A 25,170-nucleotide genomic window follows, 5' to 3' on the forward strand; every position below is an offset into this window, starting at 1 on the left:
CGTAATGGCGTGACCGAACGGACCATTAATGGTTTGATAACCGGGGCTGAACAGGGTAATACCGATGGCCGTCGCACTTTTTATATTTTCACTGTCCGCCCCAAAATGTGGCTGATGACGCTCAATCAGGACAGCCGTATTTTCCATCGACAGTCCGTACCGGAAATCTTAACGGAGCTGCTTAAAGAGCATTATATTTTCTTTGCCCGCGATACGCTCTATAAGCACCATGCCGAACGGGAATACACCACGCAAAAACGCGAATCGGCCTATGATTTTTGGTGCCGGCTGGCGGCGGAAGAGGGCATTGTCTTCTGGTTTGAGGAAGAACAGACGTTGTTCTGTGATTGCCGCCTGGGCATGCAGGCGGATATCGATCTGACTTACAATACTCACCCTGAAACGGACGAGACAGATACCACCGCGTACGAATGGAGTTATGGCGAATACCTGTGTTCGAATGGCACTATCCAGAAAGACCATAACTTTCTTAACCCCAAATATTCGCTCGAACATCAGAAGCAATCCGACGATAGCGGGCACAATTCTGTGTTTGAAAGTTACGGACGTTTCCAGTGGGACGAGGAAGGAAAACCTTTTACCCAATTGCGGCTGGAACAGTTACGAAACTACAGCAAAGTCGGCACTGCCAAAACTAACGTGACGGGGTGTACCTACAATGGCCTCAACCGGCCGCCGCTTGATTTACCGCGGGAGAAAACCCGTACCACCTTTAAAACCCGGACTCACCGGGGAGAGGGATTTAATGAACTGCGCTTTGAGGATGACAAAGGAAGCGAGGAAGTGTTTATTCATGCTCAACGGGATATGAACATGCAGATTCTCTGGGATAACACCACGCAGACAGGTAATGACCAGAAAACAGAAGTGGCGCATAACCGCACGGCGATAATTAAAAACGATGATGATGAAGCCGTGCAGGGCTTTCAGACGCTTGAAGTCGGTCAAAATCAGACGGTGACCGTTAAAGGTCAGCAAGCCCTTTCCATTGGTAAAAGCCATCAACTGAACATCAGCGATAACCAGCAAATCACCGTGGGTAAACATATCACGGTGCACTCTGAAAGCGGGCAAATCACCATTGGGAACGCAGGCGGGCAGATAGTCATTGACCCGATGGGCAATATCCGTATCGAAGGCGTCAGCATCACTATGACCGACCATATCGCCGGCAAGAAATCCGCCGGTGCGCTGTTTGACTACTCCGCCCGCTATACCCTGCTCAGTGAACGGAGCGGTAAACCACTGGTGAATACCCCCTATACCATTACCACCGCTGGCGGTCAGACCCTTTCCGGTAAAACCGATGCGCTGGGCAGAACCGTGACGGTACAGAGTGAGGCGGAAGAAAATCTGCAACTGAGTTCACCAGAAGTCCCACCGAAACCGAAGCAAACCTTATACCGTGCCAGCGGTAACACGCAGATAGAGTATGTGATGGAATTTACGGAGAAATAAGTATGACAATATCCAACAGCGGTAAAATGTGCCCGGCCGTGACCTCAGTTAACTGTACGATGGAAATAGGGGTTTTTCCCGCCGATGAAGACCCCTGCTATCTGGCGGAAAAAGCTGAGTATGCTCTGCGCCTGCCGGCAATGATTGTCACCAAGCTGGGCGCTATTCGCTTTCTTAATCAAGTCATTATGAGTGGGTTGATTAAGGTTGAGGAACTCAAACATGACTTTTTATGGCCTTATAAAGCAGAAGTGGTGTTTGCTATCAGAGAAGAGGCAGTGCCTTTACCCATGCTGGCAACCAGTCAAATCTCTAAGCAGCGTTATGGTGATAATTTACCGCAATCCAGTAATCCATTTGCCCGGCCTTCTGCCGACGATACGGAGAAATTTGGTGTTGTTGGTATTCGGCGCCCCGATATTATTTTGGTTAAAGATGAGACTCTCCGCTGGCCGGGTAGGAGTGCCACCTACTTTGATGGCTCCGTGCATCCCGATAATCTGAAAATGCTGATTGAGGTGAAATTTCCAGGGGATACTCTCAATAAAGGGCAAGAAATTGATTACATTCAAATTGCTACCCGCTCTCGCTTTGGTGTGATGCGTATTGACGATAACCGCACAGAAGAGCAAAAACAGTACGATGAAGCGTGGCGAAAACATTATCAACCCGGTTCCCAACACTATAAAAATCCGATACCACTGGCCCCGCTGCCGCCTGGTTCGCCGCCTGATGATAAAGCTTTACCCGCTCTTCCCGCAGAGGGTGTGCCGGGAACCATTCCGCAGCCCCTGACAGAAAATCCACCGCTTCTCAGTACTTCCCGCTGGTCGTTTTTACCGAGCTATGAAGACTGGGTTGTCCTTGGGCAGGAGGTGGCGGGTCTGACCGAAAACGGATTGAATTATGTCCGTGACAGTACCCGGGAACTCCTTGCCCAGTTTGGAGCATGGTTCAATCAAGCCGGCAAGTGGGTGTGTGAAGAGATTATTGATCCGGTCACTCATCAAGTCAGCTACGCGTTTTCCTGGGTTAATGAACAAACGGGGAAAATCGTGACCTGGACGGAGAATGAGATAAAAGCCCGATGGCAGACTGTGCAACAGGGCTCAGATATCACCCTGGAAGAGCTAAAAAACATTAGCTGGATGCAAATATTAAAAGAGGTGGGGGAAGGCATGCTGGAAGTAGTTGTGATTATTGCCGAAGTTGCCGTTGTTATCCTGGTCACCGTTGCCGTTGCTGCTGCACTGATTGCACTGGTGGAAATTTTAGCTGCCGCAGTAGCAGCCAGTGCCGCCGCGTTAGCTGCTGTCCTGACAATATTGGCGAGTGTGACATTCGCCACCGCTTCATAATTAACGGAGGGAATATGGATACTTCAGATTACTTTACCCAGTTGAGATCACAACTGACCTCTTTTCTTTTTATCAATGGCGATGAACTGACTGTTTCCCGTCTGGGTCTCTCGATTACTCTGTTTTTTAAACAGGGTTACACTCAGGAGAAAAAACAGCGTATTCTGGCCTGCTACCGGCGCTTTCGCGAAGAGTTTGGTACTCATCTGCGTTTTCATACTCATGAACTGAAAGGGTTCAAAAAATATTCTCCGGAAAATATAGCCAAAGTGGAAGAAGGCATTCTGAATCAGAAAAAAAACCAGTTTTCTAGCTGGGATGTTAGTGATGCAAAAAATCTCTATGAAGCCCCTCGCTATCTGATGCATTACATGGACTCCCGGGAAATAAGTGGTGACAACAGTAGCTCCTACCTGAGTCTTGTACTGCCTTGGGATTATCTGAAAGCACAAGAGGGCATGACCCGATTTATGGCCTGGCTGGACTTTCTGTGTAACCAACTTGAACCTGATTGGGGAGACTGTGGTTACTGTCTGGTCTTACCCAGAGATTATCATGATTATTTTCCCTTAGAGTACCAGCTAGCTCAGCGTTATCCCACCCTACAAGTTAACTCCACTGTTCATACAACATTGAGAGATTATGCCCACTCCATCAGAAGCATTAACTGGATCACCCTGCTGTCCAAACGCTTTGTAGAGCGATTGGGTGGGGAATCATGGATACGCCACACGCTGGCTCGCCACCTCTACCCGGATGTGGTGATTACCCCTTACTCCAATGGTCTGATGATCCGGGCCGGTCAATACCCGGACTTAACGCCGCTACCGGGCAGTGTCCCGGAGAGTTATTTTGCCATTAACCAACTGATACGTCCGATACGTTTTGTTCCGGGAGAAGGTGATTCACTGCATTTTTATGGCGAGGGTCATTTTGATGATATTTCCACACAAGCCTGGTATGCCCGTTATGACCGTGGACCGCTACAGGTGACTCCTTTGAGAAGTAACCATCCTGCACTGGTCAGCGGGATCTGGCAAACCGATAGTTTGCCTGGTCGGCAGTACTTCTTTGCTCAGGGGGCGATGGCTTTTGATGTTGAAGGTGCGGAGACGGGTACAACTGTATGGCATCTGATACGGGAAGCGGCAAATAGGTGGGAATAACAGATTATCCACCGCCTCATAATTTACGGAGAAAATGATGGAAACTTCAGATTACTTTGCTCAGTTGAGATCACAACTGACCTCTTTTCTTTTTATCAATGGCGATGGACTGACGTTTTCTCGTCTGGGTCTTTCAATCACCCTGTTTTTTAAACAAGGCTACACTCAGGAGAAAAAACAGCGCATTCTGGCCTGCTACCGGCGCTTTCGCGAAGAGTTTGGCCCTCACCTGCGTTTTCACCGTCATTCACTGAAGGGATTAAAAAAATATTCCCCGGAAAATATTGCCAAAGTCGAAGAAGGTATTCTTAATCGGAAAAAAAACCAGCCCTCTAGTTGGGTAGTCAGTGACGCCAAAAATCTCTATGAAGCCCCTCGCTATCTGATGCGTTACCTGGATTCCGATGAAGCTGATGGTGACGATGGCAGCTCTTACCTAAGCCTGACACTGCCTTGGGATTATCTAAAAGGGCAAGAGGGCATGACCCAGTTTATGGACTGGCTGGACTTTCTGTGTGAACAACTCGAACCGGACAGTGGGGACTGTGGTTATTGTCTGGTGCTGCCCAGAGATTACCATGACTACTTTCCCTTAGAATACCAGCTAGCGCAACGTTACCCTGCATTGCAAGTTAATTCTGCGGTTCATACAGCCAAATTACAGTATGGAAATTCCATCCGTGGCATTAACTGGATCACCCTGCTGTCTAAACGATTTGTAAACCGACTGGGTGGGGAATTCTGGATACGTCATGTGCTGGCCCGCCACCTCTACCCGGATGTGGTGATTACGCCTTACTCCAATGGTCTGATGATCCGCGCCGGTCAATATCCGGACTTAACGCCGCTACCGGGCAGTGTCCCGGAAAGTTATTTTGCTATTAACCAACTGATACGTCCGATACGGGTGATACCTCGTGAAGGCCATTCATTGCACTTCTATGGTGAAGGTCATTTTAATTCAACTTCCACCCTGGCCTGGTATGCCCGCTATGACCGGGGACCGCTACAGGTGACTCCTTTGAGAAGTAACCATCCGGCACTGGTCAGCGGGATCTGGCAAACCGATAGCTTGCCGGGTCAGCAGTACTTCTTTGCTCAGGGGGCGATGTCTTTTGATGTTGAAGGGGCAGAACCGGGCACAACCATCTGGCATTTAATACGAGAAACGGAAAATATAACGGAGTAAATGATGCGAAGTGTAGTGGAAGGAAAAAAAATTATCCTGAAAGGTGATACCACAACGACCGGAGGCGATGTTTTAAATGGTTCCGGTTTGGTAAACCAACAACTATCGGTTGCCTGTAAAGGTGACCCGGTGTTTTGTCCCGCCTGTAAACAAACCGGCGCTATTGCGGAAGGTTCTAACTTGTTCAATATACAAGGAATACCTGTCGCACTGGAGGGGCACTTGGTTAATTGTGGTTGCCCGACCGGAGCTTGTCGATTAAAGGTACGGTCATAAATATCAAATTCTAAAGCCTTTAATTGAAATACTCACAAAACAGGGGCAGGTTTTAAACTGTGATTAAAAGTTATTTTTTTAACTTATGATTTTAATCGGTATAAAGTTTTAACCGTTTTTTACCCCCCTTTTAAATAAAATTTCGAAATAGTAGAGCACTTGAAGGGAACTCAGTCCGATTTTTGTGATCTGATTAATCGTCAAATTATCAGAGTAAAATCCTGTTTTTTACGAAGGCCGTTTTTACGAAGACGAAATAGGTATTGACCTTAACTTCAAAATCGGCAACGTTAACCAGATTACTTATTTAATAGTAATAATATATTAATTATTTTGGTTCAGCTCAAATATTTGGATTGATTCGTGGAGGTTTCTTTTTTTATTGCTACTTTTAAAATTGTCACTGTGTTTTTAGTCTCTGAGTAAATGACGCTAATTATCATTCCATGCGGGGTAGCCGGGCTATCAATTCCCGTTTTTTTACTCTGCATGTTCGCTTTCTCTGGTAGTCAAAAGTAAACGCTGTGTTATCCGACTAGTTTGCATGCAGAAGAGTGTGGAGTCTGCACAACGTTTTAATCGTAGGGCTTGCAATGGAAAGGTGAAGATTATGCGTGTTCAGTTAGGGCAATTATATGATTTGCGATATTCACTGAGCGTTGATCAGTTGTGTGTCGGTGAAGTATTAATGCCCTTGGAGCGATTGACACCGGCACATCTTAAGGTAGCGATTGAATATCTGTTGCATAAGTATTCTGTTCTGAGAGCACGGTTTGTCGGTAGCGGGATGAATATGAAGATGGATTTCGTACCGCCTAGCAGTGAATTATTGCATCAGGTTTTTGAAGTTAGAGAGCAAACCGATAGTCAATGTGATCGCCGATGCTTAATATCAAACTACATTGCTGAGGTTAGGGCTGCCATGAATTTGGCAAATCCGCCGTTATTGCGTTACTGCCTGTTTGATGGCAATTGTGCCAGTGATCAAAGATTGGTATTGATATTCAATCATCTAGTCTGTGACGGTATTTCCAGCAGGATCTTATGGCGAGATCTTTCAAAGGCATACAGAATGTCAGTGAATGGTCAGCCCCTTGCGCTTGAGAATGCCACAAATTATGAGCAATTTTGTGCTGAATTGTATGAACAACATCGGCAAATCGTAAAAGCTGCTATCCCTAATGATGAACAACAAGTTGAGCAACCTACCCTAAATATTCTCGGCGGGCGGCGTGTTGAGTCACTACCCATTAGCAGATTGTCTGAGGCCGTCACAGAAATCAGGCAACTTGATGGTGAAGCCTTAAACAGGATACGCCTTTTGGCTAAGCAACATCGTGTCAGTATTGCAGATTTGCTATTGGGTAGTTGGTTAAAGGCGCTGGCGGCTGTTTTTGGGAAGGGCAGCCTGAATATGCTGTTGTGGGTCAGTCCTCATTTTGTGGGGTATTGGGAAACCTCGGTGGCTAATCTTGTCGGGTCAGTATCATTTCCAATCACAATTAAGTTTAATATTGATCCAGATCCATCGTTGGATAGCGCCCTCCAGCACACGGTACAAGAATTCAATAATGCGATGGAAAAAGCGGCGGATTATGCTGCGACTTACTTTGTGCCTAATTCCATCTTTGGATGGCCTGAGTTTCCTGCAATTTCTTTCAATTTCGTTGGTGATCAACGACGGTCTCCCAATGTTATTGGTTATGAACTGTCACCTGAAAAAATACGTATTGGGAAACCCGATGAAGATGCGCAAGAGATACCATTGAGCATGGATATAGAGATCTATGCCGATACGATGGAAGTCACTATTTCTTCCAGACCAGATTGCCATCTACAAATTTTACCGCCTCGTTTAATGGATCTTTGGTTAGAAATGATTGGAGAATCTGGAGTTGAATAGATATTTTAATTTATTTATCAATAGCATACCTGACATTCTTCATCTTTTATGGTTGCATAAGTAGAGCACAGCCTTTCTCTGGATCATGATCGTTGTTGATTGGCTGAAAAGTTGAAACGCTATTTCTGACGAGCCGTTGATTGATGGAGTAACACCAAGCACAAATTTTGCCCTCTCCGTAACGAGGCTGGCTTAGCCAGAGGGTGGGGATACTGTTTAAGTATTTATGGAGCTTGACACGTTATGTATAAAGATTGCCTACAGATTGGTGATGAAGAATTACTGTCCATGCAGCAAAGAGCTTTATGGTTCATTGACAATTATACCCCTGGCGATTCCCAATATAATATTTCCATGGCATTCCGTATTCACGGATCGTTTCAAATCGATGCTTTTCGCTATGCGGTTAACCAGCTCGTTTCCAAGAATGCCACCCTGAGAAGCACTTTCGTTAATGTGAATGGCGAGCCAAAGTTGGTCATTAATGAACACTTGCCGCCGGCATTGGAGGTTTTCGATGCAACGAACTTGAGTCAGGAGGCGCTTGAAGATGCAGTTCAAAACTTTCATTCCATCCCTTTTCAATTAGAAAAAGCGTCGTGTCTGCGTTTCGGTATCTACGTTGTCAGTGCGGAAGAATACGTTGTACTCATGTGTGTTCACCATATTGTGTCGGATTTTACTTCACTGGGGCTGATGTTGGATCAGCTTGAACACTATTATTTGGCTGGACTTGGCGAAGATGACGATGCTTGGTTACCGCCCGCTGAGGATTTTAAGGATTATGCAGTCAAAGAACGAGAGTATTACCAAAGTGAAGCGGCGGAAGAATCGAAAGCTTATTGGAGTGGATGTTTAAAGCAGCCGCCAGAAGTGCTGCAATGGGATAGTTTTTGGCGCAAAGGCGCTAATGACAAGTCATCCGTCCTGTTTAGTATTGGTGAAGAGACAACTAAAAAAATCAAACGGCTTGCTTCAAAAATAGGTGGATCGGTCTTTACGGTCATGTTGGCCGCATGGAGCGCTTACATCGCCAGAGAGACAAAAACTGCTGATATCGTTATGGGGGTGCCGGTGTCGATGCGTCACTCGGTTCATCAGCACATTATCGGCTGTTTGTTTAATGTATTACCCATACGTTTATCCGTCGATCAGACATTTCACCATTTTCTATTGGCAGCGAAAGAGCGATTGTTATCGGCCCTTGATAATCGAAATTTTTGTCTCAGCCAAATGGTCGAACATCTGGCCGTGGAACGAAATGATGGTCGTAACCCATTGTTTCAGGCTATGGTGAATATGCTAGGGCATGTAGAGCAATCGCGTTGGTTGACACTGGAGATGGCTGACGATTCTGTTCAGGTATCATGGGCGGGGCGGACTATTTCCCCATTCAGGGTTTGTCAGCAGGAAGGCCAGATTGATATTGAACTGATGTTTGTGGATGCCGGTTCCCAATTAAGATGTGAGCTTAAAGGGGACAAACATTTTTTCTCACATTCAGGCCTTCAGATATTTGCAAAGCGCTTTGAGCTGGTGGTTGAAGCGCTTGTCGCCGCGCCTGATGAAGAGATTAATACTTTGTTGGCACCAAAATCAGAGGATTACAATCTGCTATCTGGTCCGATTAATTCTGATGCTCTCCCGGAAGTGTCAAATCAAACCATTATTTCGCTTTTTGATCAATGGGTGACGCAACAAGCGGCATCAGTAGCGATTCGTTATGGTGTCGATACATTAACTTATTTGGATTTGCAGCATTGGTCGCTGGAGGTCGCTGTTCAGCTTATACAAAATGGGGTTATGCCTGGCGATCGCGTAGGGGTTGCATTGTTACCTTCACCGGAAGCGGTGGTGGTCATGCTTGGTATTATGCGTGCGGGCGCGGGGTACGTACCGTTAGATCTTAGGTTGCCACAGCAACGTCTGGCGCAGATTGTCGAGCAATCAGAGATGAAGCTTATTGTTGTTAACGCTGATGTTGACCCAGATGATTGGTGTACAGCTAAGCTGATGACGATGACGGCTACTGAATCACCCCTTACGGTAAGGCGTGCTGAGTACGGTACATTTGATCACTGTACATTTAATCATTCTACACCCGCTTCGATTGCATACAGTGTTTTCACTTCAGGTTCCACCGGGACTCCCAAAGGCATTGATGTTGAGCACAGCAATGTTGTTTCTTGTTTGAATGCAATGAGTGAATATTTGGCCCACGCGCCTGGCGAGGTGTGGACTTGGTTCCATGCAGCCAGCTTTGATTTATCTGTGTGGGAGCTTTGGGGGGCCCTTTGCTCTGGTGGCGCTTTAGTGGTTGTGCCTGATGATCTGCGGAACCAGCCAGACAAATTTCTGGATCTTGTCGCAGCAGAGCAGGTAACGATTGTCAGCCAGACGCCCTCCGGTTTGAAAAATCTATTATCTGAGTTTCGGCATCGGCCAAGGGCTTATGCGATAAAGCATTGGGTAATTTGTGGTGAAGCATTGCTCAGTGCCACGGTTCGGCCTTATTTGAGTGCGCAGTGGACATTTTGGAATATGTATGGTCCTGCAGAGACAACCATTTTCGCCACTGTGGAGAAGGTAACGGAAGAACTAACTGACTACAATGTGATTCCCATTGGCAAACCGTTAAGCTTCGCAACGGTCTATCTTTTAAATCCTTCAAGGCAAACACCCCTGATGGGTGAGGTTGGCGAAATTTACATTGGTGGTCGTGGCGTTGCTCGTGGTTATGTCGGTCTTGAACAGTTGACTACTCAGTGTTTCATTGCCGATCCCTATATTCATCATAGACGTATGTATAAAACCGGTGATTTAGCCTATTGGGATGGGGAACGAATTCATTTTTGTGGCCGCGTAGATGACCAAGTAAAAGTCTCTGGTTATCGAATTGAGATTGCTGAGATTGAGGATTGCCTCAATCGTCATCATGCTATTGCGGACGCCACAGTCATCGTTGAATCTCACGAAGGGCTCAATCGCTTAGTCGCAATATTCGTCCCTGTCAGTAAGGATAACCTTCCCGAAGAGTCCGCTATTCGTGATCATCTCAAAGCTTATCTCCCCATCTACATGTTGCCCGGCAGGATGATGCTGGCTGATGAATTGCCGCGTAATGCTCACAACAAAATTGATAGAAGAGCATTAAATGGCTTGATTGAAGCGGGGCAATTGACAGATATCAGTTCGTTGGGACCCGCGCCTGTGTTACCTGTTGATTCAGTTTTTGCCGAAATTTCGAGAATTTGGTGTGAAGTGTTGGGAAGATCAACCGTCGGGCTGGATGACGCATTTTTTAATATTGGCGGTAATTCATTGGCACTGATGCAAATCTATGCACAGCTCGTGCAATTACCGGGATGTGGTGCCTTGGCTCCTTCAGATTTATTCCGTTTTCCAACTATCCGGAAGTTGGCTAATTATCTTTTAAGCCCTCTGCAACCGATGGTGTTGGTAGAAGTTGCGGATAAACCCTCTCAAACGCGACGTCAAAAAACGTTGAATGCAAGAAAAGCATTGAAGGAGAGACAAATTCATTCACTGAAAGGGGAACAAGATGTCTGAGAATGCGATTGCCATCATTGGCGTAACTTGTCGGTTACCTGTGGCGAATAACTTGGATGCGCTATGGAATAATCTTGTTGCTGGCCGAATACTTGCCAAAAGATATAGCCAGGAAGAGCTTATCCGTTGTGGTGTAGCTCAGCATATATTCACTGCAAAAAATTATGTTCCTGTCGATTCGCGTTTGCCGGATATTGATCTGTTCGACCCGGATTTCTTTTCAATCAGCCAGCGAGAAGCCGAATTGCTTGATCCTCAGCATCGAATGCTGCTTGAGTGCGCATGGGAACTGGCCGAAGTGACCGGCTATGGCAATCCTTTCCGACGTCCTCGTATTGGTGTTTTTACCGGGAGTTCGATGAATACCTATTTGCCCAATGTCATTAAATCTGAGTGTGATCTGGTTTCATTAATGGGAACAGAGCTCATGCTGACTAATGATAAGGATTATCTGCCAGCGCGAATTTCATACAAACTCGGTTTTGACGGGCCGAGTGTAGCTGTTTTGACCGGCTGTTCGACATCACTAACGGCGGTGCATATGGCGATACAAAGCCTCTTGCTTGGCGAGTGCGAGATTGCTTTCGCCGGTGGTGTTGCCGGACATGTCCATTCTCGACCGGGTTATTTTCACCAGCAGGATATGATCTTCTCTGAGGATGGCTATTGTAGACCGTTCGATGAGAAGGCATCGGGGACTTTCTTTGGCGATGGGGCGGGGTTGGTGGCGCTACGGCCATTAGATGAAGCCATTAGCAACGGGGATACCATCCATGCGGTGATCCTCGGTTCAGCGGCGAATAATGATGGTTCAGCACGGGCTGGCTTTGCTGCACCGGGGGTGGATGGGCAACGAAAACTCATTTTGGATGCTCAGGCGCTCGCTGATGTTGGGCCGGATGAATTAGGGATGATCGAGGCACATGGTACCGCAACGCCACTTGGGGATTCGGTGGAATATGCCGCGCTTTGTCAGGCTTTCCGCCAGAATACGGATCGTGAGAGATTTTGTGCGTTGGGATCGATTAAAGCTAACGTGGGTCATTTAGCGGCGGCGGCGGGGTTTGCTGGATTAGCCAAGACGATAATGGCATTAAAGACCGGCATGATTGCCCCACATCCGACTTTCAGCAAGGCCAGCTCTGTTATGAATCTTGAGCAAAGCCCTTTCATTATCAATACCACGCCCATCAACTGGCCGGTGAAAGGACCACGACGGGCAGGCGTGAGTTCTTTTGGTGCCGGTGGCAGCAATGTTCACATGATTTTGGAGCAAGCGCCGGTACGAAGGTCAGGTAAAAATAGAGTTATCTGGCGAGCTATTCCATTAGGGGGGCGCAGTGCTAATGCCTTGAACACATTGAGTACTCATTTGGCAAGAACGCTGGAAGTTAAACCCGATACGCATATTGATGAAGTGGCTTTTACTTATGCGGAAGGTCGTGCAGCCCAGCCATACAGAGCTTGTTTATATGCTAAAGATGTGAAGATGTTGATTGACGGTATCAGAAATACAGATTTCACCGTCACAGCACAAGTCTCTGAACCACAACGTCTGGTGATTGCGCTTGGTCCTGCTATTCGATCCGCTTTATCAGTGCAGATACCTGGTTATTGGCAAGAAGTGGATAGGTTGCTTGCTGCATTGCCGACAGATGTTTCCCATAACATCGGTAAAATCGATATCACTGAAATGACAATAAATGATGGCGATAAGGGAAAAATTGCCAATCTTGTGGCGATAATTGCGGCGATCAATTGTTGGCGGAAGATGATTTCGACGCCAATATTCATCATATCCGATAGTCGTTACGACCTTGCTGTTGCTTGCTCGTTAGGCATGCTGACATTGCCTGAAATTGCTGATAAGTTGCTAGGAAATGTGACACCACATTTCGCTGAGCGTGGTAATTTCGCTGAGCGTGGTATAGCTTTGCCCGGAAGTTTTTGGTCTAAACATCACGGCATGATTGATGGCAATAATGTGAAAGCTATCTTGATTGATGGTGCGCTGCCGAGCTTACAGCAGCAGAATGAAGTCATATCAGCAAATGATGTGATATTAGATTTGGACCATTCGCCTGATAGTTTCTCTGAAATCGTTGTAAATCCTGAAAATATTATTCGTTTGGATACTCTCCATGAAGAGCGCGACTCGGCTTTAGTCAAACTGGTCGGCAAGCTTTGGCAACGTGGTTTGGTGATAGATTGGTCGATATTGCGAGATGGGGAAGTTGTTCAACGTATTCCACTACCGGTTCAACCTTTGCAACGTCGGCGCTGCTGGTACACAGATTCAACATTAACAGAGTACAAACCAGAACCTGGCACTAGTCAACCTGTGGCAAGCTCTGAGGCTTCCGATGAGTCAGTCGGCGTTTATGTTGAACGTTGGAAACGAACGCAGCGCTTGTCGCCGATATCATCATCGGTGGCTAAGCGTAACTGGCTGATTTTCTACGATAACAGCGATAAAAAGATGTGTCCGATCGCGGATGTGCTGCGTGATCTGGGGCAAAACGTGTTTGAAGTGCATGAAAATCGTGTCACTTCTCTCGATGAAACTGATTTCGATGAAACTGCTTTTGATGAAACAGAGTACATCGTCGACGTTGACGATCCCGTCAGTGTTCAGAGTTTGATGCTAAGGTTGAAGGCACAACAAGCGCCTACACCCGATCATATCCTCTTTATTTTGGGTGATATCCCGTCAGTGGATGAAGTGCCAGTAGGGGAAGATCGGTTCCCATTTACGCTGTTTAATAGGGTAAAAGCGTTTTCTCAAGTGGGAAATAAAGCCATTTCGTTAACATTGATCGGACCCGGTTTTATCGACGTGATGGGCAGCGAACCACGGAGTATTGAACGGGCTACGGCGCTGGCCTCCATTTCGGCGATCAACCAGGAATTGCCTGGCATGATAGTGAAAGTTATCGACATACCGGTCAAAGAACTCAACTCTCTTAAGGATGCCCAGTATATCGTGGCTGAACTTTTTACTGCTCATGATCAGAATGCGGTTGCTATGCGTCAAGGTTGGCGTTGGAAACGCTATTTTGACGTTCAGAGTCCAGTTGTTAGCGAAAATCTTTCATCTGACATGATCTGTTTAGTGACTGGAGGATTAGGAACGGTTGGTTTTGGCATTGCACAATATCTGGTCACCAAATTCAACGCGAAGCTTGTCCTGCTCGGTCAGACACCCAGAGATTTCACCCAATCTGATACGTTACAGAGCCAACGAATAACGCAATTGCGCAAGATGGGGGCGGACTTTGCAGTGATTACTGCCGATGTGACAGATAAAGCCCGTGTGCTGGCAGAACTTTCCCGTGTGGAATCTCGGCTGGGGGCCGCTAATTGTTTTGTCCATGCTGCCGGGCTTTCTGGTCAGGCAACAATCCAGTGGCTGCAAAATTCGACTCATCATGATTGGGAAAAGTTGATGCAGCCGAAGTTAAAAGGGGCTGCTGTTTTTCATGAAATATTTGCCGATCGTCCTCTGAGGTTTGGTTGTTTTACCTCATCTTTGTCGGTTTTCGCGGGTGGTTTGGGGCTTGCACCTTACGCTGCGGCAAACGAAGCTTGTGCCGCATTTGCCTCAACCCACCATTTGGATAAACCCTATTTCTCCATTGATTGGGATGGATGGGAGGGTTGGGATGAGTCAAATAGCTTCAAATACAGCGTCAATCGTGCTCGCCCTTTACGCCATGCTGATGTTGTTAATGCATTGGATATTATTTTCTCGGCATGCCATGCAGAGCCGCGTTTTGCTGTCTCCACCGTACCTTTGAATGAGCGGTTGCATAATATTGTGGAGAATTCATTGCAAACGGATACGGCGCAAACTGCAATGGTATCTCCCTCGGCATCAAATAAATCCATTATCGATGATATGACAGCTATTTGGCGTGGTGTACTGCGCTGCGCGGTTGATCATGAATCGAACTTTTTCGATTTAGGGGGAGATTCACTGGTTGGGGCTGAGTTGGTGCGACAAGTTAATGCTCATTTTAATGTTGCGGTATCTATGGTTGATCTTTTCGAATCGAGCACCGTGGCGTCTCTTGCGATGCAAGTAGAGAAAAAGCGCAATCAAGGCGGTGTGCTATAGCGCGGATCGGCAAGACCAACGTGTTCGGGAAAGGGAATTAGCATGAAATCAAAAATACAAATGCATTATTCAACAGATATTGCGATTACCAGCATAGCTGGACGTTTTCCTAATGCGGATTCGAGTCAAGATCTTTGGGATGCGATCTTAGGGAAGCGGGAACTGATTTCGAGTTATACCAATGAAGAACTTCATAATCGGGGCGTTGATGCAGGTGAAGGCGGATTGCATTACGTTCCGCGTGGTGCGTACCTGCAAGATCCAGAGGCGTTTGATTACAGCTATTTTCAAATGATGCCGAGAGAAGTTTCTAAAATGGACCCTCAGCAACGGATTTGTCTGGAGGTTTGCCATGAGGCACTTGAACTTAGCGGTTATTCCAGCGGGGCAGACGCAGGGCTCTGTTCAGTTTTTATCGGTTCTCGTCGGAGTACCTGGCAAGCCGATGTACCGACCCTGAACCACTCTTCTGCTGATGCCATGCTGCTATTTGGTGGAAGTTCTGTAGATGCTTTGGCAACGCGTGTGGCGTATAAGCTCAACTGTTTGGGGCCTGCTGTCAGCGTAGGCACTTTTTGCTCAGGTTCACTAGTGGCTGTGCATATGGCTTGCAACAGTTTATTGCTAGGTGAAAGTGACATGGCGCTGGCAGGCGGTGTTTGTGTCAGGTATCCCGCTCATGTTGGTTATGTTTACCATGCGGGAGGGATATTGTCTCCGACAGGACGAGTTTGCGCGTTCGATGAGAAAGCTGACGGTACGATTTTCTCTGATGCCACCGCGTTCGTGGTATTACGCCGTCTGGAGGATGCTTTGCTTAATGGTGAGCCGATTTTAGCGGTTATCAAAGGGTCGGCAATCAACAACGATGGGTCTGTCAAGGCGGGTTATAGTGCTCCGGGGGTTTCAGGTCAGGAGCAGGTGATCCGTCGTGCGCTTGCGGCGGCTGATGTCCGAGCTGATCAGATTGGTTTGATTGAAGCGCATGGTACTGGCACACCTGTTGGTGATGGGATTGAATTACGGGCGCTAGGACGGATATTTGCCGGCGTATCGGCCAGATCGTGTGCTTTAGGTTCGATTAAATCCAATCTTGGTCATGCTGATTGTGCTTCGGGTATCGCTGGGCTGATAAAAGCCATCTATGCTGTCAATTCAGGCATTATTCCTCCGTCAATGAATTGTGAATCTCCTTGTGCTGAATTGAGGGAGCCTGAATCGCCGTTTTATGTGCCTACTGAATCTAGAGATTGGGATAACGATAAGGCGGCGAGAATTGCTGGTGTTAGCTCGTTCGGGATCGGTGGTACAAATGTTCATGTTGTCGTTGCCGAACCACCGGAGAGAAAGCCTGACATACCTTCCCTGGCGGCAGCACATCTGATCCCGCTGAGTGCACGTACTGAAACAGCATTAGCGCAAAAAATTTTGGATTTAGTGAAATATCTTGAACAGTATCCAGAAACGAATATCGCTGATGTGGCATTTACCTTACAACGTGGCCGACGACATTTATCTATACGCAAGGTGATTGTCGCACGTGATATCCGTGAACTGATATCGGGCCTGCTAAATAAAGCCCTAGTGGTGACCCCTCAATTGAGTGAACTGCAAGAGATGTTTATTTCGCCTGCCTTTGTCTGGCAGGCCGGGGGAAGTATCAATTGGGATATTTTTTACCAGAGCGAATATCGTAAACGGCTCCCGCTGCCAACTTATCCATTTGAAAGAACGGCAATCTGAGCTGTAAAACCGGTAGAGATCGTCTTCATTTTGAGGAAAGTGAGGTTGATATGAGTAATATTGAAATTATTCAGAGAGAAATAATCGCTATTTTTGCAGAAACATTTGGTTTACCGAAAGAAGAGATAAAACTAGAAATACCGTTGGTTGAATTGGGGGCGGAATCACTCTTGTTATTCGAAGCATTGGAACCCATCCATAAACGATTTGGTATAAAACTTTCAGTACGGCAATTTTTCGCAGAATTACAAACGGTTCGTCAACTCAGTGAATATATCTTGATGGCGGATAAAAGCAATGTTATGGCGGATAAAAACAATGTTATGGAAGATAACCATTTGGTCACTCAACCCGCCTTGGCTGATCAAGAAAAAAGGTCTGAACAATCCGATACGCCAAATATTCCACCGGTTAAGAAAGAACGTTTTTTCCAATGGATGTCAAGAAGCGCACCATCGATTGAATCTGAGGAGAGAAAAAAGTATCTGGCTTCATTCATATCTAAATATAACGAGCGAACGATTAAATCAAAAATTCATTCGGTAGCGGTACGTAAAAATATTGCAGATAGCCGTTCTGGAATTGGCTTTAAGCCCTCCATAAAAGAGCTACTTTACCCGATTGTCTGCACCAAGTTTGCCGGCCCTGTTGTCAAGGATATTGATGGTAATGATTACATTGATATGACGATGGGATTCGGTGCGCATTTGTTTGGTCATAGCCCACCTTTTGTAGTTAAAGCGCTCACTCAGCAGATAGACAACAGTTTTGGTTTGGGAACTCGGCATGAGATAGGTTTAGAAGTGGCTGAACTTATCAAAGAGATTACTGGCATGGATCGCGTTGCTTTCGTCAATAGTGGAACGGAAGCAGTGATGAATGCGGTTCGGGCAGCACGAGCGCTCACTCGTCGTAATCATATTGTGCTCTTTTCTAGCAGTTACCACGGACATTGGGATGCCGTACTGGCTAGAGCTGGTGAATATGATGAAGTTAATGCGACAAAACCCATTTCGGTGGGTATACCTGAAAATATGGTTGCTGATGTTTCGGTGTTTGGGTTTGGCTCCAATGAGGCCATTGAGTTTCTCAAAACCAATAGAACCGATATCGCTGCGGTGCTGGTAGAACCTATACCCACGCGTGACCCAGGATTGAGTAATCCAGATTATTTGCGACGTTTGCGTCAAGTGACCAGGGAGTTAGATATTCTGCTGATATTTGACGAAATCGTGACAGGTTTCAGATCTCATCCAGCGGGTGTCCAAGGGTTATTCGGCATTGAGGCCGATATTGTGACCTATGGCAAAACGATAGGTGGTGGAATGCCTCTGGGCGTCATTACGGGTAGGAAGAATATGCTTGATTCGATTGACGGTGGAAACTGGAATTTCAACGATGATAGTTTCCCCGCAGCGGAGCCGACATTCTTTGGTGGGACCTATTTTCAACATCCGCTTTGCATGACCGCTGCGAAAGCCACTTTGCAGGAGATCAAGAGGAGAGGGGAAACTTTTACCAAGGCACTGACTCAGCGTACTGAATCGTTTGTTTCACGTTTGAACCAACTGTTCTTAAGCCGTCGGGTTCTTATCGAGGCAAGATCGTTTTCCTCATTTTTTAGATTAATGCATCGTGACAACATGGATTTGCTTTACTACAACCTGTTAATGAGAGGGGTTTATATCTGGGAATGGCGTTGCTGGTTTATATCCGATGCACATGATGATACTCATCTGGAAAAAGTTTATTTGGCATTTGTAGATAGCTTAGATGAACTTGAGGAAAACAACCTGCTTCCTCGATATAGCTAGAGCAAACTGGCCTGTTGTGAGTAATAACTTATTGAATTATTAAGCATCCTATCTTCTGGCTGTGCTGAGTTCGATGCTCTGAAACGACGGCTCATAGTCTGTTGAGTAATGAAAATTAAGGGGAACGTTATGCCGTTGGCAAATAAAAGTGTTTTCATTGGTGGGCCGATTCAATTTGCAATTTGTGATAACGGTTTTCATGAGGAGTTGAGAACGACTATCCAACTGGCGATTAAGACGGTAAAGGCACTGAATGGTAATGTATTTTCGGCGCATTTGACTGAGAAATTTGGCATTGATACACCCAGTTATACGCCAGATATGGTATCGAAACGGGATTTCCAATGGATGCGGCAGTGTGATTTTTTCATGCCCATTCTTCCGGTTCATCAAGGTGATGAATTACTGCGTACTGACGGTACACATATTGAACTTGGTTGGGCCTCTGCTCTGAAACGGCCCGTCTTATTAATCACTCAACTACCGATTGTGAATGGTGGTAGTCATTTGTTAAAGGGATTAGAGCATATTTGCAATTTGTCGAAATTGGATATTCACGATTTTCGTCAAAATCCGGGACAGATTGGCGAGATTTTCAGGAATCTTGCAGTTGAATAGCTATTGATCACCTTTTTGAGGATATACCGCCTTTCTATTGACTTTCTATTGAATTGAAAGGCGGGTTAATAGCGAGTTTGCTTGAATGGGTAATTTGTGGAGTTACGATGGAAAATCGAGTTATTGAATCAACCTATGATGTTTTAGGAATGAAGATAAAAAACCCAATTATTGTTGGGTCGGGTTTGCTTTCTGATCAAGCTAAAAATATTCGCCAGTTTATCGCTTACGGCGCAGGGGCAGTCGTGACAAAAACGATTTACCCGCGCTCAGAAAAATTGCATACAGAAAAGACCTATTTATTCAGTACAGGGATGCTGAACAATACGACGTATTCGAAGAAAACCGTTGACTATTGGTTAACACTTCTCCGTGAATTTAAGGAAGAACAACTTCCGGTGATAGTTTCTATCCATGCTGAATCACCTGAGGCGTTAGGTTCATTGGCTGTTCGTATCTCGGAAGTGACCGATGCCCCTTTGGAGTTAGGCATTTCATGCTTGCATGCGGATGACTTCACGGGAGATACACCAGAACGTGTATTCAACTACACCAAAGCAGTGAAAGAGCGAACGGACACCCCTTTTGCGGTCAAACTCTCGCTTGGCGATAATTTGTATGGGCGTGTTCAAGCTGCGGTAGAAGGGGGGGCTGATGGGATAACGTTGAGCGATACCATTTCAGGCATTGCATTCGACACAGCGAATGGCGAAGCGCTGCTTAATGGGGTTTGCGGATACTCTGGGCCAGGGATCAAACCAATGGTGCTTGCCGCTATTTATAACCTGCGTAAGCGAGGGGTGACGATTCCAATACTTGGGTCGGGAGGCGTACAGGATGGTAATGATGTTCATGAATACCTACTGGCAGGGGCGAATACGGTGCAGGTTTACACCGCGCTTCATCGGCATATGTATAAAACATTGCAGCGCATTGTTCATGAATATACGCAAGTTATGACGTCAGAAAAAGTATGAGGAAAATGGATAACATCATGAATAATAATAAAATTAGAGAATTTGCGGAACTGACCAGTGAGCAGGTCTTAGCCGCGGTTGAAGGTAAAACATTGATATGGCCGATTGGCGGGATTGAGCAGCATGGGCCTCATCTGCCGTTGAATGTGGATTCAGTGATCCCAGAAGCCTTTGCTCGCGTGTTGGCGGAGGATATTAATGGATTCACCTTGCCGGTACAGCCAGTGTCTGCCAGATCATTGCCACAAAGTGGGGGTGGACTTGAATTTCCTGGTACTATTTACCTGGATGGATCAACATTTACCGCTTATATCAGCCGAACAATTAAGAGCTTGTGCTCATTACCCTTTAAGCAACTGGTGATCATTAATGGTCATTTTGAGAATGAAGGTTTTATTTTCGAAGCGGTAGACGCATTACGGGCGGAGGGACATTTTAACGATCGTTCCGTTATCGTATTTAGCTGGTGGAGTTTGGTATCTGATGATTGGACTCGTGAACATTTAGTTGATTTTCCCGGTTGGCACGCTGAGCATGCAGGGTTAACAGAAACGAGTTTAATGTTGCATTTGCGTCCCGATTTAGTGAGAGCGGAGCGACCTGATCATGATAAACCGCCACGCGCTGGGATCTATCAAGTACCGATTAAAAAAGAATTTTCAACAAGAGGCGTTCTTTCCAAAACATCCGGTTCAAGTGCGGAAATAGGCGAACTCATTTTCGAGCATGTCAGACAGCAAATATTGGAACTGGTTACTGCGGATTAATCAGTCGCCATATCGCGGTGTTTTTTCGGTTTTGCCCTAGCTATAGGGAAAAGATTTATCGCTTTTATATTATACAAATGCGCCTTAAAACCTCATCTTTCAGGGGAAGGTTAATAAGGCGCAGTTTTCTGTATACCCACGTTGCTAATATTTGCTGCGACGACTTGTATAAAGTCATCATGACAATCAGAAAAAAACACGCCATGATTATCATTAAAGATTTAAAGGTGACCAATATACCAAAGCTTAAATTTAAATATTAACGTTAGCAGATTGTAACTCAAATCTTAATCCAAGCGCTTTCACTATTTTCAAAATAGTTGTAAAAGTTGGATTTCCTTTTCCTGATAAGGCTTTATATAATCCCTCCCTGCTTATACCCACTTCTTTTGCAAGCTGGCTCATATTTCTGGCTTTGGCAATATCTCCCAATGCAGATAATATCAGGGCTGGATTATCCTCTTTCATCACCTCCTCTAAATACAGTTGGATATCTTCTTCTGTTTTCAGGTGTTCCGCAATTTCATAGTTGCTGATTTCGATTCCTTTGTTCATAAATACCTCTCAATTTCTTTAACTATTTTCTTTGCTTGCTGTATATCTTTTGACTGTGTGCTTTTATCATCCCCACACAATAATATAATTAATTGTTCTCCATGTGAGGTAATGTAAATCCGATACCCTTTTCCCTCATCAATCCTTAATTCAGATATTCCTTCTCCGACTGGTTTTACATCACCGAAGTTACCAAACTACAATCGCTTAATCCTGACCTGTATTTTTGCTTTTGCTCTGGTATCTTTCAATTTATCTATCCATTGGTTAAAAATACTTGTGCTTTTAATTTCCATTTTTATCCCCATCTATACTTTGATTATAGGTATAAAACACAGTTGTGTCAACTTTAGTTAACATTTTTATTTTTAAACAGCTTTCCGGTTTTAAACTAATTAAGCTATTGTGTTTGTAGTATCAGATAGTCAGGAAGGGATCGTGATTTTAAAAGTGAAGTGATATCTGGATAAATTATAAATAAAGAGAAATATTACCCTGAGATTGGATATGTTTTATCTGTATGTGATAAAGCAGGTATTGATAAAAGCCATTTTTTATTTGTCAGTGTGGTTTTAAAATCGGGAAAAAAGTGGCAAGCGTATTATGAAAAAACAAGTGAAAAATTTAATCATCAAAGGTAACAAGAAATAGTTAAGGTTCTTTTTCAGCGGATAAAAAATTCGATGCTATATTGGCATTGAAAGAGAAAAAATCAAGAAAAGCAGATTTTAAGTTTATTTTACATGGCTGTAAGAAATTTACGTAAAATCAGAGATAATCGTTAAAGAAAGCAGATGAACTTTTAGGTTAACCAGATTAACAGCATTAAAGATGGTTAAAGAAATATGCTTTTATTTTAATGCCAGTAATGCACCATTTACTCTCTGTTTTTTAAGGATAGAAAAGTAACATAGGATTATTAAAGTAAAAATGAAAAAAACAAGTATCAGTTTAATAAAAATAGGATTGTTAAATACGAAATGGAAAATAGAATTATTTACCTGTTACAGGCTTTGTTTATCATCTTTTTAACATGGTTCAGCTTATCTTTTTACTTGCATTTTCACGTCTAGATAATTGCAAGCTGCTTTCTATCGGTGATTAGTTAGCTAAGGATTGAAAAAAATAGGTGCTTCATTAATGCCAGATTTTAAAGAAATACAGAGTGGTTAAAAACGGCTGACTCTCTGTTATATTTAATACATTTATCGGTGATGTTATCCTCCGATTATTTTACGTTTATCTAACCTGATACAATTATTTAAAAGTGATAATACGGGGCCATTAAAGCTTTTATATAACTAACAAGTGGGTGTTAAAATGATTTTTCATTGTTATTTTACGAAGAAAACTATAAAAATGACGTAATAAAAAATAGGTAAAACGGTTATGTGTTACCAGCGTTCTCAATTGCGGCGCAGCATTTCAGTGAATGCCATTTTCAGTATGAACTGTGACTGATTTTTTGCTCAGGCACACCAAGGTGCCTGTCACAATTTCACGTTCACTGTTCTGAAAACTCATGACATCATTTAGGTGAAATACTCCATGCTTTGTATTATTCTCTGCCGTTGTAACATGTTGATAGGGCTGAAAAAGCAATCATACAGCTTCATGATAATTGAATTTTGCAGGCTCTCTAAAAGACACCGGGATAAGCACCCCCGTCGATAAGAATATTTTGTCCTGTTATATAACAGGCATGGGTACTACATAAAAATGCACAATAGGCTCCAAATTCTTCTGGAATTCCAAATCTTCCTGCGGGAATTTTCTGGCTACGTTGCATTGCCATATTTTCCGGTGAATCACCACATCTTAATGCTTTTTGTTTAAATGTTTGTCTCAGGCGCTGAGTCTCGAATGCTCCGGGTAATAGATTGTTTATATTGATATTATTTCTCATCAATAAATGAGATTTTGCCAAACCGCTAACGAAAGTTGTTAGCCCTCCTCGTGCTCCATTTGATAATCCCAACTCATTTTGAGGTGCTTTAACTGTACCAGAAGTAATATTGATGATGCGCCCAAAACTACGGTCAGCCATTTTATTGATCACTGCTTGGATCAGGGTTATTGGTGTAAGCATATTGGTGTTAATTGCCTGATACCATATATCATGACTCCATTCAGAAAAGTGACCTGTTGGCGGCCCTCCTGCATTTGTGATAAGGATATCCACCATAGGTGAAGCTGTTAATACTGCCTTTTGTGTCCCCGGTTGAGTTATATCACCCGATATCCATCTTATCGACACGGCTGAATTTATCTCTTGCAACTGTAGCGCTGCCATTTCCAATTGTTCAGTTCGTCGTGCGTTAATAACAACATTTACACCTTCTGCAACTAACGCTGCTGTGCAAGCAAAGCCCAGACCCTCGCTGGCTGCACATATAACAGCCCAACGCCCCGTTATTTTAAGATCCATATTCTCTCCATATATGTTCTACAAACGTCAGTTTTCTGTTTCAGACACCCAGTACTGGGTACAAACTATTAAAATGAAACAAATCAGAGCAAGAGCAAAAAGTCCCCACATCAAGCCAGTCGCAGTCGTTGTATGACCACTGGAGAAAAACCATAATATAATAGCTGCCCCGGCCATTTTGAGTGCCCCCTGCAAAGCGCTACCCGTTCCTGATAATTCAGGATGACCATATAAACTTATCCCGAGTAATAAAGGGGAAGATAGCCCACACCCCAACCCTATCGCAAAACTATAAATAATGATGAAGCCAATTGATAATATCTGAGTGAAGTGAATAAAAATGAGCGCTATTACCGTGAATGACAGTAATAATGGCAAAGATATTTTAAGAATATATTCGGGTGTAGCGTGTGATAACCTTTTTTTGTTAACAATGAGCCTATTACAATTCCAGCAGAATAGATTATAAACAGATATCCGTTCTGTGATGACGATAACCCAAATTGGGTCTGGAATACGAAAGGACTAGCAGTAAAATAACCAATGGTAATGGCAAACAAGACAGCAGAGACAACACTGTATAAAACAAAATTAACATTTGATAATAAAATTCGAAAACCAGCCAGTCTACCATTGCTATTTGGTCTCATCGGAGATGTTTCCGGCAGTGTCATTTTGACAAAAATCGCACCTAACAACATCATGATGGCTAGCGCGATAAAATTAAATTTCCACGGCAGATACTCAGTAATATAGCCCCCAATAATGGGGGCAAAAGTAGGAGAAACTTGTGATGCCATAGAAAAAATTGCCAGTGATTTTGATAATTCCGTTTTATCCCTAAAAGTATCACTGAGTATTGCTCTACTAATAACTGGGCATCCACCTGCGCCAATTCCCGTCAGGAGTCTGAATAATGAGAGTGTGTGAAATGATTCTGCGGTAGAAGTTAGATAGTTACCAACAGCAGAAAATAATAAGGAAAATATGATTACAGGAATACGCCCGTATTTATCAGAAAGTGGGCCATAAAAAATCTGAGATACTGCAAAACCAAGGAGATAATAAACAACCAAGCTCTGTGCCTGATTGTCTGTTATTGCGAGCGCCATTTTTATAATGGGAAGTGCTGGATTATAGAGGTCTATAGAAAACAATCCGAGTACTAAGATAACGCACGAGTTGATGATAATTAGCTTTGATTTCATGC

The 25,170-nt window shown here is 44.5% G+C and carries 16 protein-coding genes and 1 pseudogene; 13 read left to right on the forward strand and 4 right to left on the reverse strand.

Annotated features, from left to right (window positions below; genetic code table 11):
* The 13 genes from ACGF5R_RS16555 to ACGF5R_RS16615 form a co-directional block, all read left to right on the forward strand.
* Nucleotides 1-1,479: contractile injection system protein, VgrG/Pvc8 family (locus ACGF5R_RS16555; protein ID WP_387691850.1), on the forward strand; the 1,479-nt coding region annotated here is incomplete at its 5' end.
* A gap of 2 nt (nucleotides 1,480-1,481) precedes the next feature.
* Nucleotides 1,482-2,837 (forward strand): VRR-NUC domain-containing protein, encoded by a 1,356-nt coding sequence (locus ACGF5R_RS16560; RefSeq protein WP_387691852.1) that lies wholly within the window; start codon nucleotides 1,482-1,484, stop codon nucleotides 2,835-2,837.
* A gap of 14 nt (nucleotides 2,838-2,851) precedes the next feature.
* Entirely contained in the window at nucleotides 2,852-4,003 is a 1,152-nt protein-coding gene (locus ACGF5R_RS16565) for a DUF3396 domain-containing protein (RefSeq protein ID WP_262981722.1), read from the forward strand.
* A gap of 37 nt (nucleotides 4,004-4,040) precedes the next feature.
* Nucleotides 4,041-5,192 carry a DUF3396 domain-containing protein gene (locus ACGF5R_RS16570; protein WP_387691854.1) on the forward strand — a complete coding sequence of 384 codons (1,152 nt, stop codon included), beginning with the start codon at nucleotides 4,041-4,043 and terminating at the stop codon, nucleotides 5,190-5,192.
* Between the two features lie 3 nt (nucleotides 5,193-5,195).
* The gene (locus tag ACGF5R_RS16575) at nucleotides 5,196-5,468 is read left to right on the forward strand and encodes a PAAR domain-containing protein (RefSeq protein ID WP_088374998.1); all 273 of its coding nucleotides are present in this window, start codon (nucleotides 5,196-5,198) and stop codon (nucleotides 5,466-5,468) included.
* Nucleotides 5,469-6,078: 610 nt separating this feature from the next.
* Nucleotides 6,079-7,371 carry a condensation domain-containing protein gene (locus ACGF5R_RS16580; RefSeq protein WP_387691856.1) on the forward strand — a complete coding sequence of 431 codons (1,293 nt, stop codon included), beginning with the start codon at nucleotides 6,079-6,081 and terminating at the stop codon, nucleotides 7,369-7,371.
* Nucleotides 7,372-7,614: 243 nt separating this feature from the next.
* Nucleotides 7,615-10,941: an amino acid adenylation domain-containing protein gene (locus ACGF5R_RS16585; RefSeq protein WP_387691858.1), complete on the forward strand. Its 3,327-nt coding sequence runs from the start codon at nucleotides 7,615-7,617 to the stop codon at nucleotides 10,939-10,941.
* Entirely contained in the window at nucleotides 10,934-15,058 is a 4,125-nt protein-coding gene (locus tag ACGF5R_RS16590; RefSeq protein ID WP_387691860.1) for an SDR family NAD(P)-dependent oxidoreductase, read from the forward strand. The genes ACGF5R_RS16585 and ACGF5R_RS16590 overlap by 8 nt, the downstream gene beginning before the upstream one ends.
* A 42-nt stretch (nucleotides 15,059-15,100) precedes the next feature.
* Nucleotides 15,101-16,801: a beta-ketoacyl synthase N-terminal-like domain-containing protein gene (locus ACGF5R_RS16595; protein ID WP_387691862.1), complete on the forward strand. Its 1,701-nt coding sequence runs from the start codon at nucleotides 15,101-15,103 to the stop codon at nucleotides 16,799-16,801.
* A gap of 50 nt (nucleotides 16,802-16,851) precedes the next feature.
* On the forward strand, nucleotides 16,852-18,615 hold the full coding sequence (locus ACGF5R_RS16600; protein ID WP_387691864.1) for an aminotransferase class III-fold pyridoxal phosphate-dependent enzyme: 1,764 nt from the start codon (nucleotides 16,852-16,854) through the stop codon (nucleotides 18,613-18,615).
* Nucleotides 18,616-18,744: 129 nt separating this feature from the next.
* A complete protein-coding gene (locus ACGF5R_RS16605) occupies nucleotides 18,745-19,233 on the forward strand; it encodes a nucleoside 2-deoxyribosyltransferase (protein ID WP_112879513.1) in 489 nt (162 codons plus the stop codon).
* Between the two features lie 107 nt (nucleotides 19,234-19,340).
* Nucleotides 19,341-20,210 carry a dihydroorotate dehydrogenase gene (locus tag ACGF5R_RS16610; RefSeq protein ID WP_387691866.1) on the forward strand — a complete coding sequence of 290 codons (870 nt, stop codon included), beginning with the start codon at nucleotides 19,341-19,343 and terminating at the stop codon, nucleotides 20,208-20,210.
* Between the two features lie 17 nt (nucleotides 20,211-20,227).
* Entirely contained in the window at nucleotides 20,228-20,977 is a 750-nt protein-coding gene (locus ACGF5R_RS16615; RefSeq protein ID WP_112879515.1) for a creatininase family protein, read from the forward strand.
* 252 nt (nucleotides 20,978-21,229) lie between these two features.
* On the opposite strand, the gene ACGF5R_RS16620 is transcribed toward ACGF5R_RS16615, so the two are convergent.
* The 4 genes and pseudogenes from ACGF5R_RS16620 to ACGF5R_RS16635 form a co-directional block, all read right to left on the reverse strand.
* Nucleotides 21,230-21,532: an addiction module antidote protein gene (locus ACGF5R_RS16620; RefSeq protein ID WP_112879516.1), complete on the reverse strand. Its 303-nt coding sequence runs from the start codon at nucleotides 21,530-21,532 to the stop codon at nucleotides 21,230-21,232.
* Nucleotides 21,529-21,828: pseudogene (locus tag ACGF5R_RS16625) on the reverse strand (type II toxin-antitoxin system RelE/ParE family toxin). The gene ACGF5R_RS16620 and the pseudogene ACGF5R_RS16625 overlap by 4 nt, the downstream one beginning before the upstream one ends.
* 1,343 nt (nucleotides 21,829-23,171) lie before the next feature.
* Nucleotides 23,172-23,960, reverse strand: a complete 789-nt coding sequence (locus tag ACGF5R_RS16630; RefSeq protein ID WP_387691868.1) for an SDR family NAD(P)-dependent oxidoreductase — start codon at nucleotides 23,958-23,960, stop codon at nucleotides 23,172-23,174.
* A gap of 350 nt (nucleotides 23,961-24,310) precedes the next feature.
* Nucleotides 24,311-25,168 carry an MFS transporter gene (locus ACGF5R_RS16635; RefSeq protein WP_387691870.1) on the reverse strand — a complete coding sequence of 286 codons (858 nt, stop codon included), beginning with the start codon at nucleotides 25,166-25,168 and terminating at the stop codon, nucleotides 24,311-24,313.
* Nucleotides 25,169-25,170: the final 2 nt, after the last annotated feature.

It is taken from the genome of Photorhabdus sp. RM71S (assembly GCF_042879355.1).
Lineage (GTDB): Bacteria > Pseudomonadota > Gammaproteobacteria > Enterobacterales > Enterobacteriaceae > Photorhabdus > Photorhabdus kayaii.

What these genes read in the sequence shown, in the direction of transcription:
- ACGF5R_RS16570 (WP_387691854.1), top strand. Translation starts at nt 4,041, where the DNA reads ATGGAAACTTCAGATTACTTTGCTCAGTTGAGATCACAACTGACCTCT.
- ACGF5R_RS16575 (WP_088374998.1), top strand. Translation starts at nt 5,196, where the DNA reads ATGCGAAGTGTAGTGGAAGGAAAAAAAATTATCCTGAAAGGTGATACC.
- ACGF5R_RS16580 (WP_387691856.1), top strand. Translation starts at nt 6,079, where the DNA reads ATGCGTGTTCAGTTAGGGCAATTATATGATTTGCGATATTCACTGAGC.
- ACGF5R_RS16565 (WP_262981722.1), top strand. Translation starts at nt 2,852, where the DNA reads ATGGATACTTCAGATTACTTTACCCAGTTGAGATCACAACTGACCTCT.
- ACGF5R_RS16615 (WP_112879515.1), top strand. Translation starts at nt 20,228, where the DNA reads ATGAATAATAATAAAATTAGAGAATTTGCGGAACTGACCAGTGAGCAG.
- ACGF5R_RS16635 (WP_387691870.1), bottom strand. Translation starts at nt 25,168, where the DNA reads ATGAAATCAAAGCTAATTATCATCAACTCGTGCGTTATCTTAGTACTC.
- ACGF5R_RS16620 (WP_112879516.1), bottom strand. Translation starts at nt 21,532, where the DNA reads ATGAACAAAGGAATCGAAATCAGCAACTATGAAATTGCGGAACACCTG.
- ACGF5R_RS16560 (WP_387691852.1), top strand. Translation starts at nt 1,482, where the DNA reads ATGACAATATCCAACAGCGGTAAAATGTGCCCGGCCGTGACCTCAGTT.
- ACGF5R_RS16595 (WP_387691862.1), top strand. Translation starts at nt 15,101, where the DNA reads ATGAAATCAAAAATACAAATGCATTATTCAACAGATATTGCGATTACC.
- ACGF5R_RS16610 (WP_387691866.1), top strand. Translation starts at nt 19,341, where the DNA reads ATGGAAAATCGAGTTATTGAATCAACCTATGATGTTTTAGGAATGAAG.
- ACGF5R_RS16600 (WP_387691864.1), top strand. Translation starts at nt 16,852, where the DNA reads ATGAGTAATATTGAAATTATTCAGAGAGAAATAATCGCTATTTTTGCA.
- ACGF5R_RS16585 (WP_387691858.1), top strand. Translation starts at nt 7,615, where the DNA reads ATGTATAAAGATTGCCTACAGATTGGTGATGAAGAATTACTGTCCATG.
- ACGF5R_RS16590 (WP_387691860.1), top strand. Translation starts at nt 10,934, where the DNA reads ATGTCTGAGAATGCGATTGCCATCATTGGCGTAACTTGTCGGTTACCT.
- ACGF5R_RS16630 (WP_387691868.1), bottom strand. Translation starts at nt 23,960, where the DNA reads ATGGATCTTAAAATAACGGGGCGTTGGGCTGTTATATGTGCAGCCAGC.
- ACGF5R_RS16605 (WP_112879513.1), top strand. Translation starts at nt 18,745, where the DNA reads ATGCCGTTGGCAAATAAAAGTGTTTTCATTGGTGGGCCGATTCAATTT.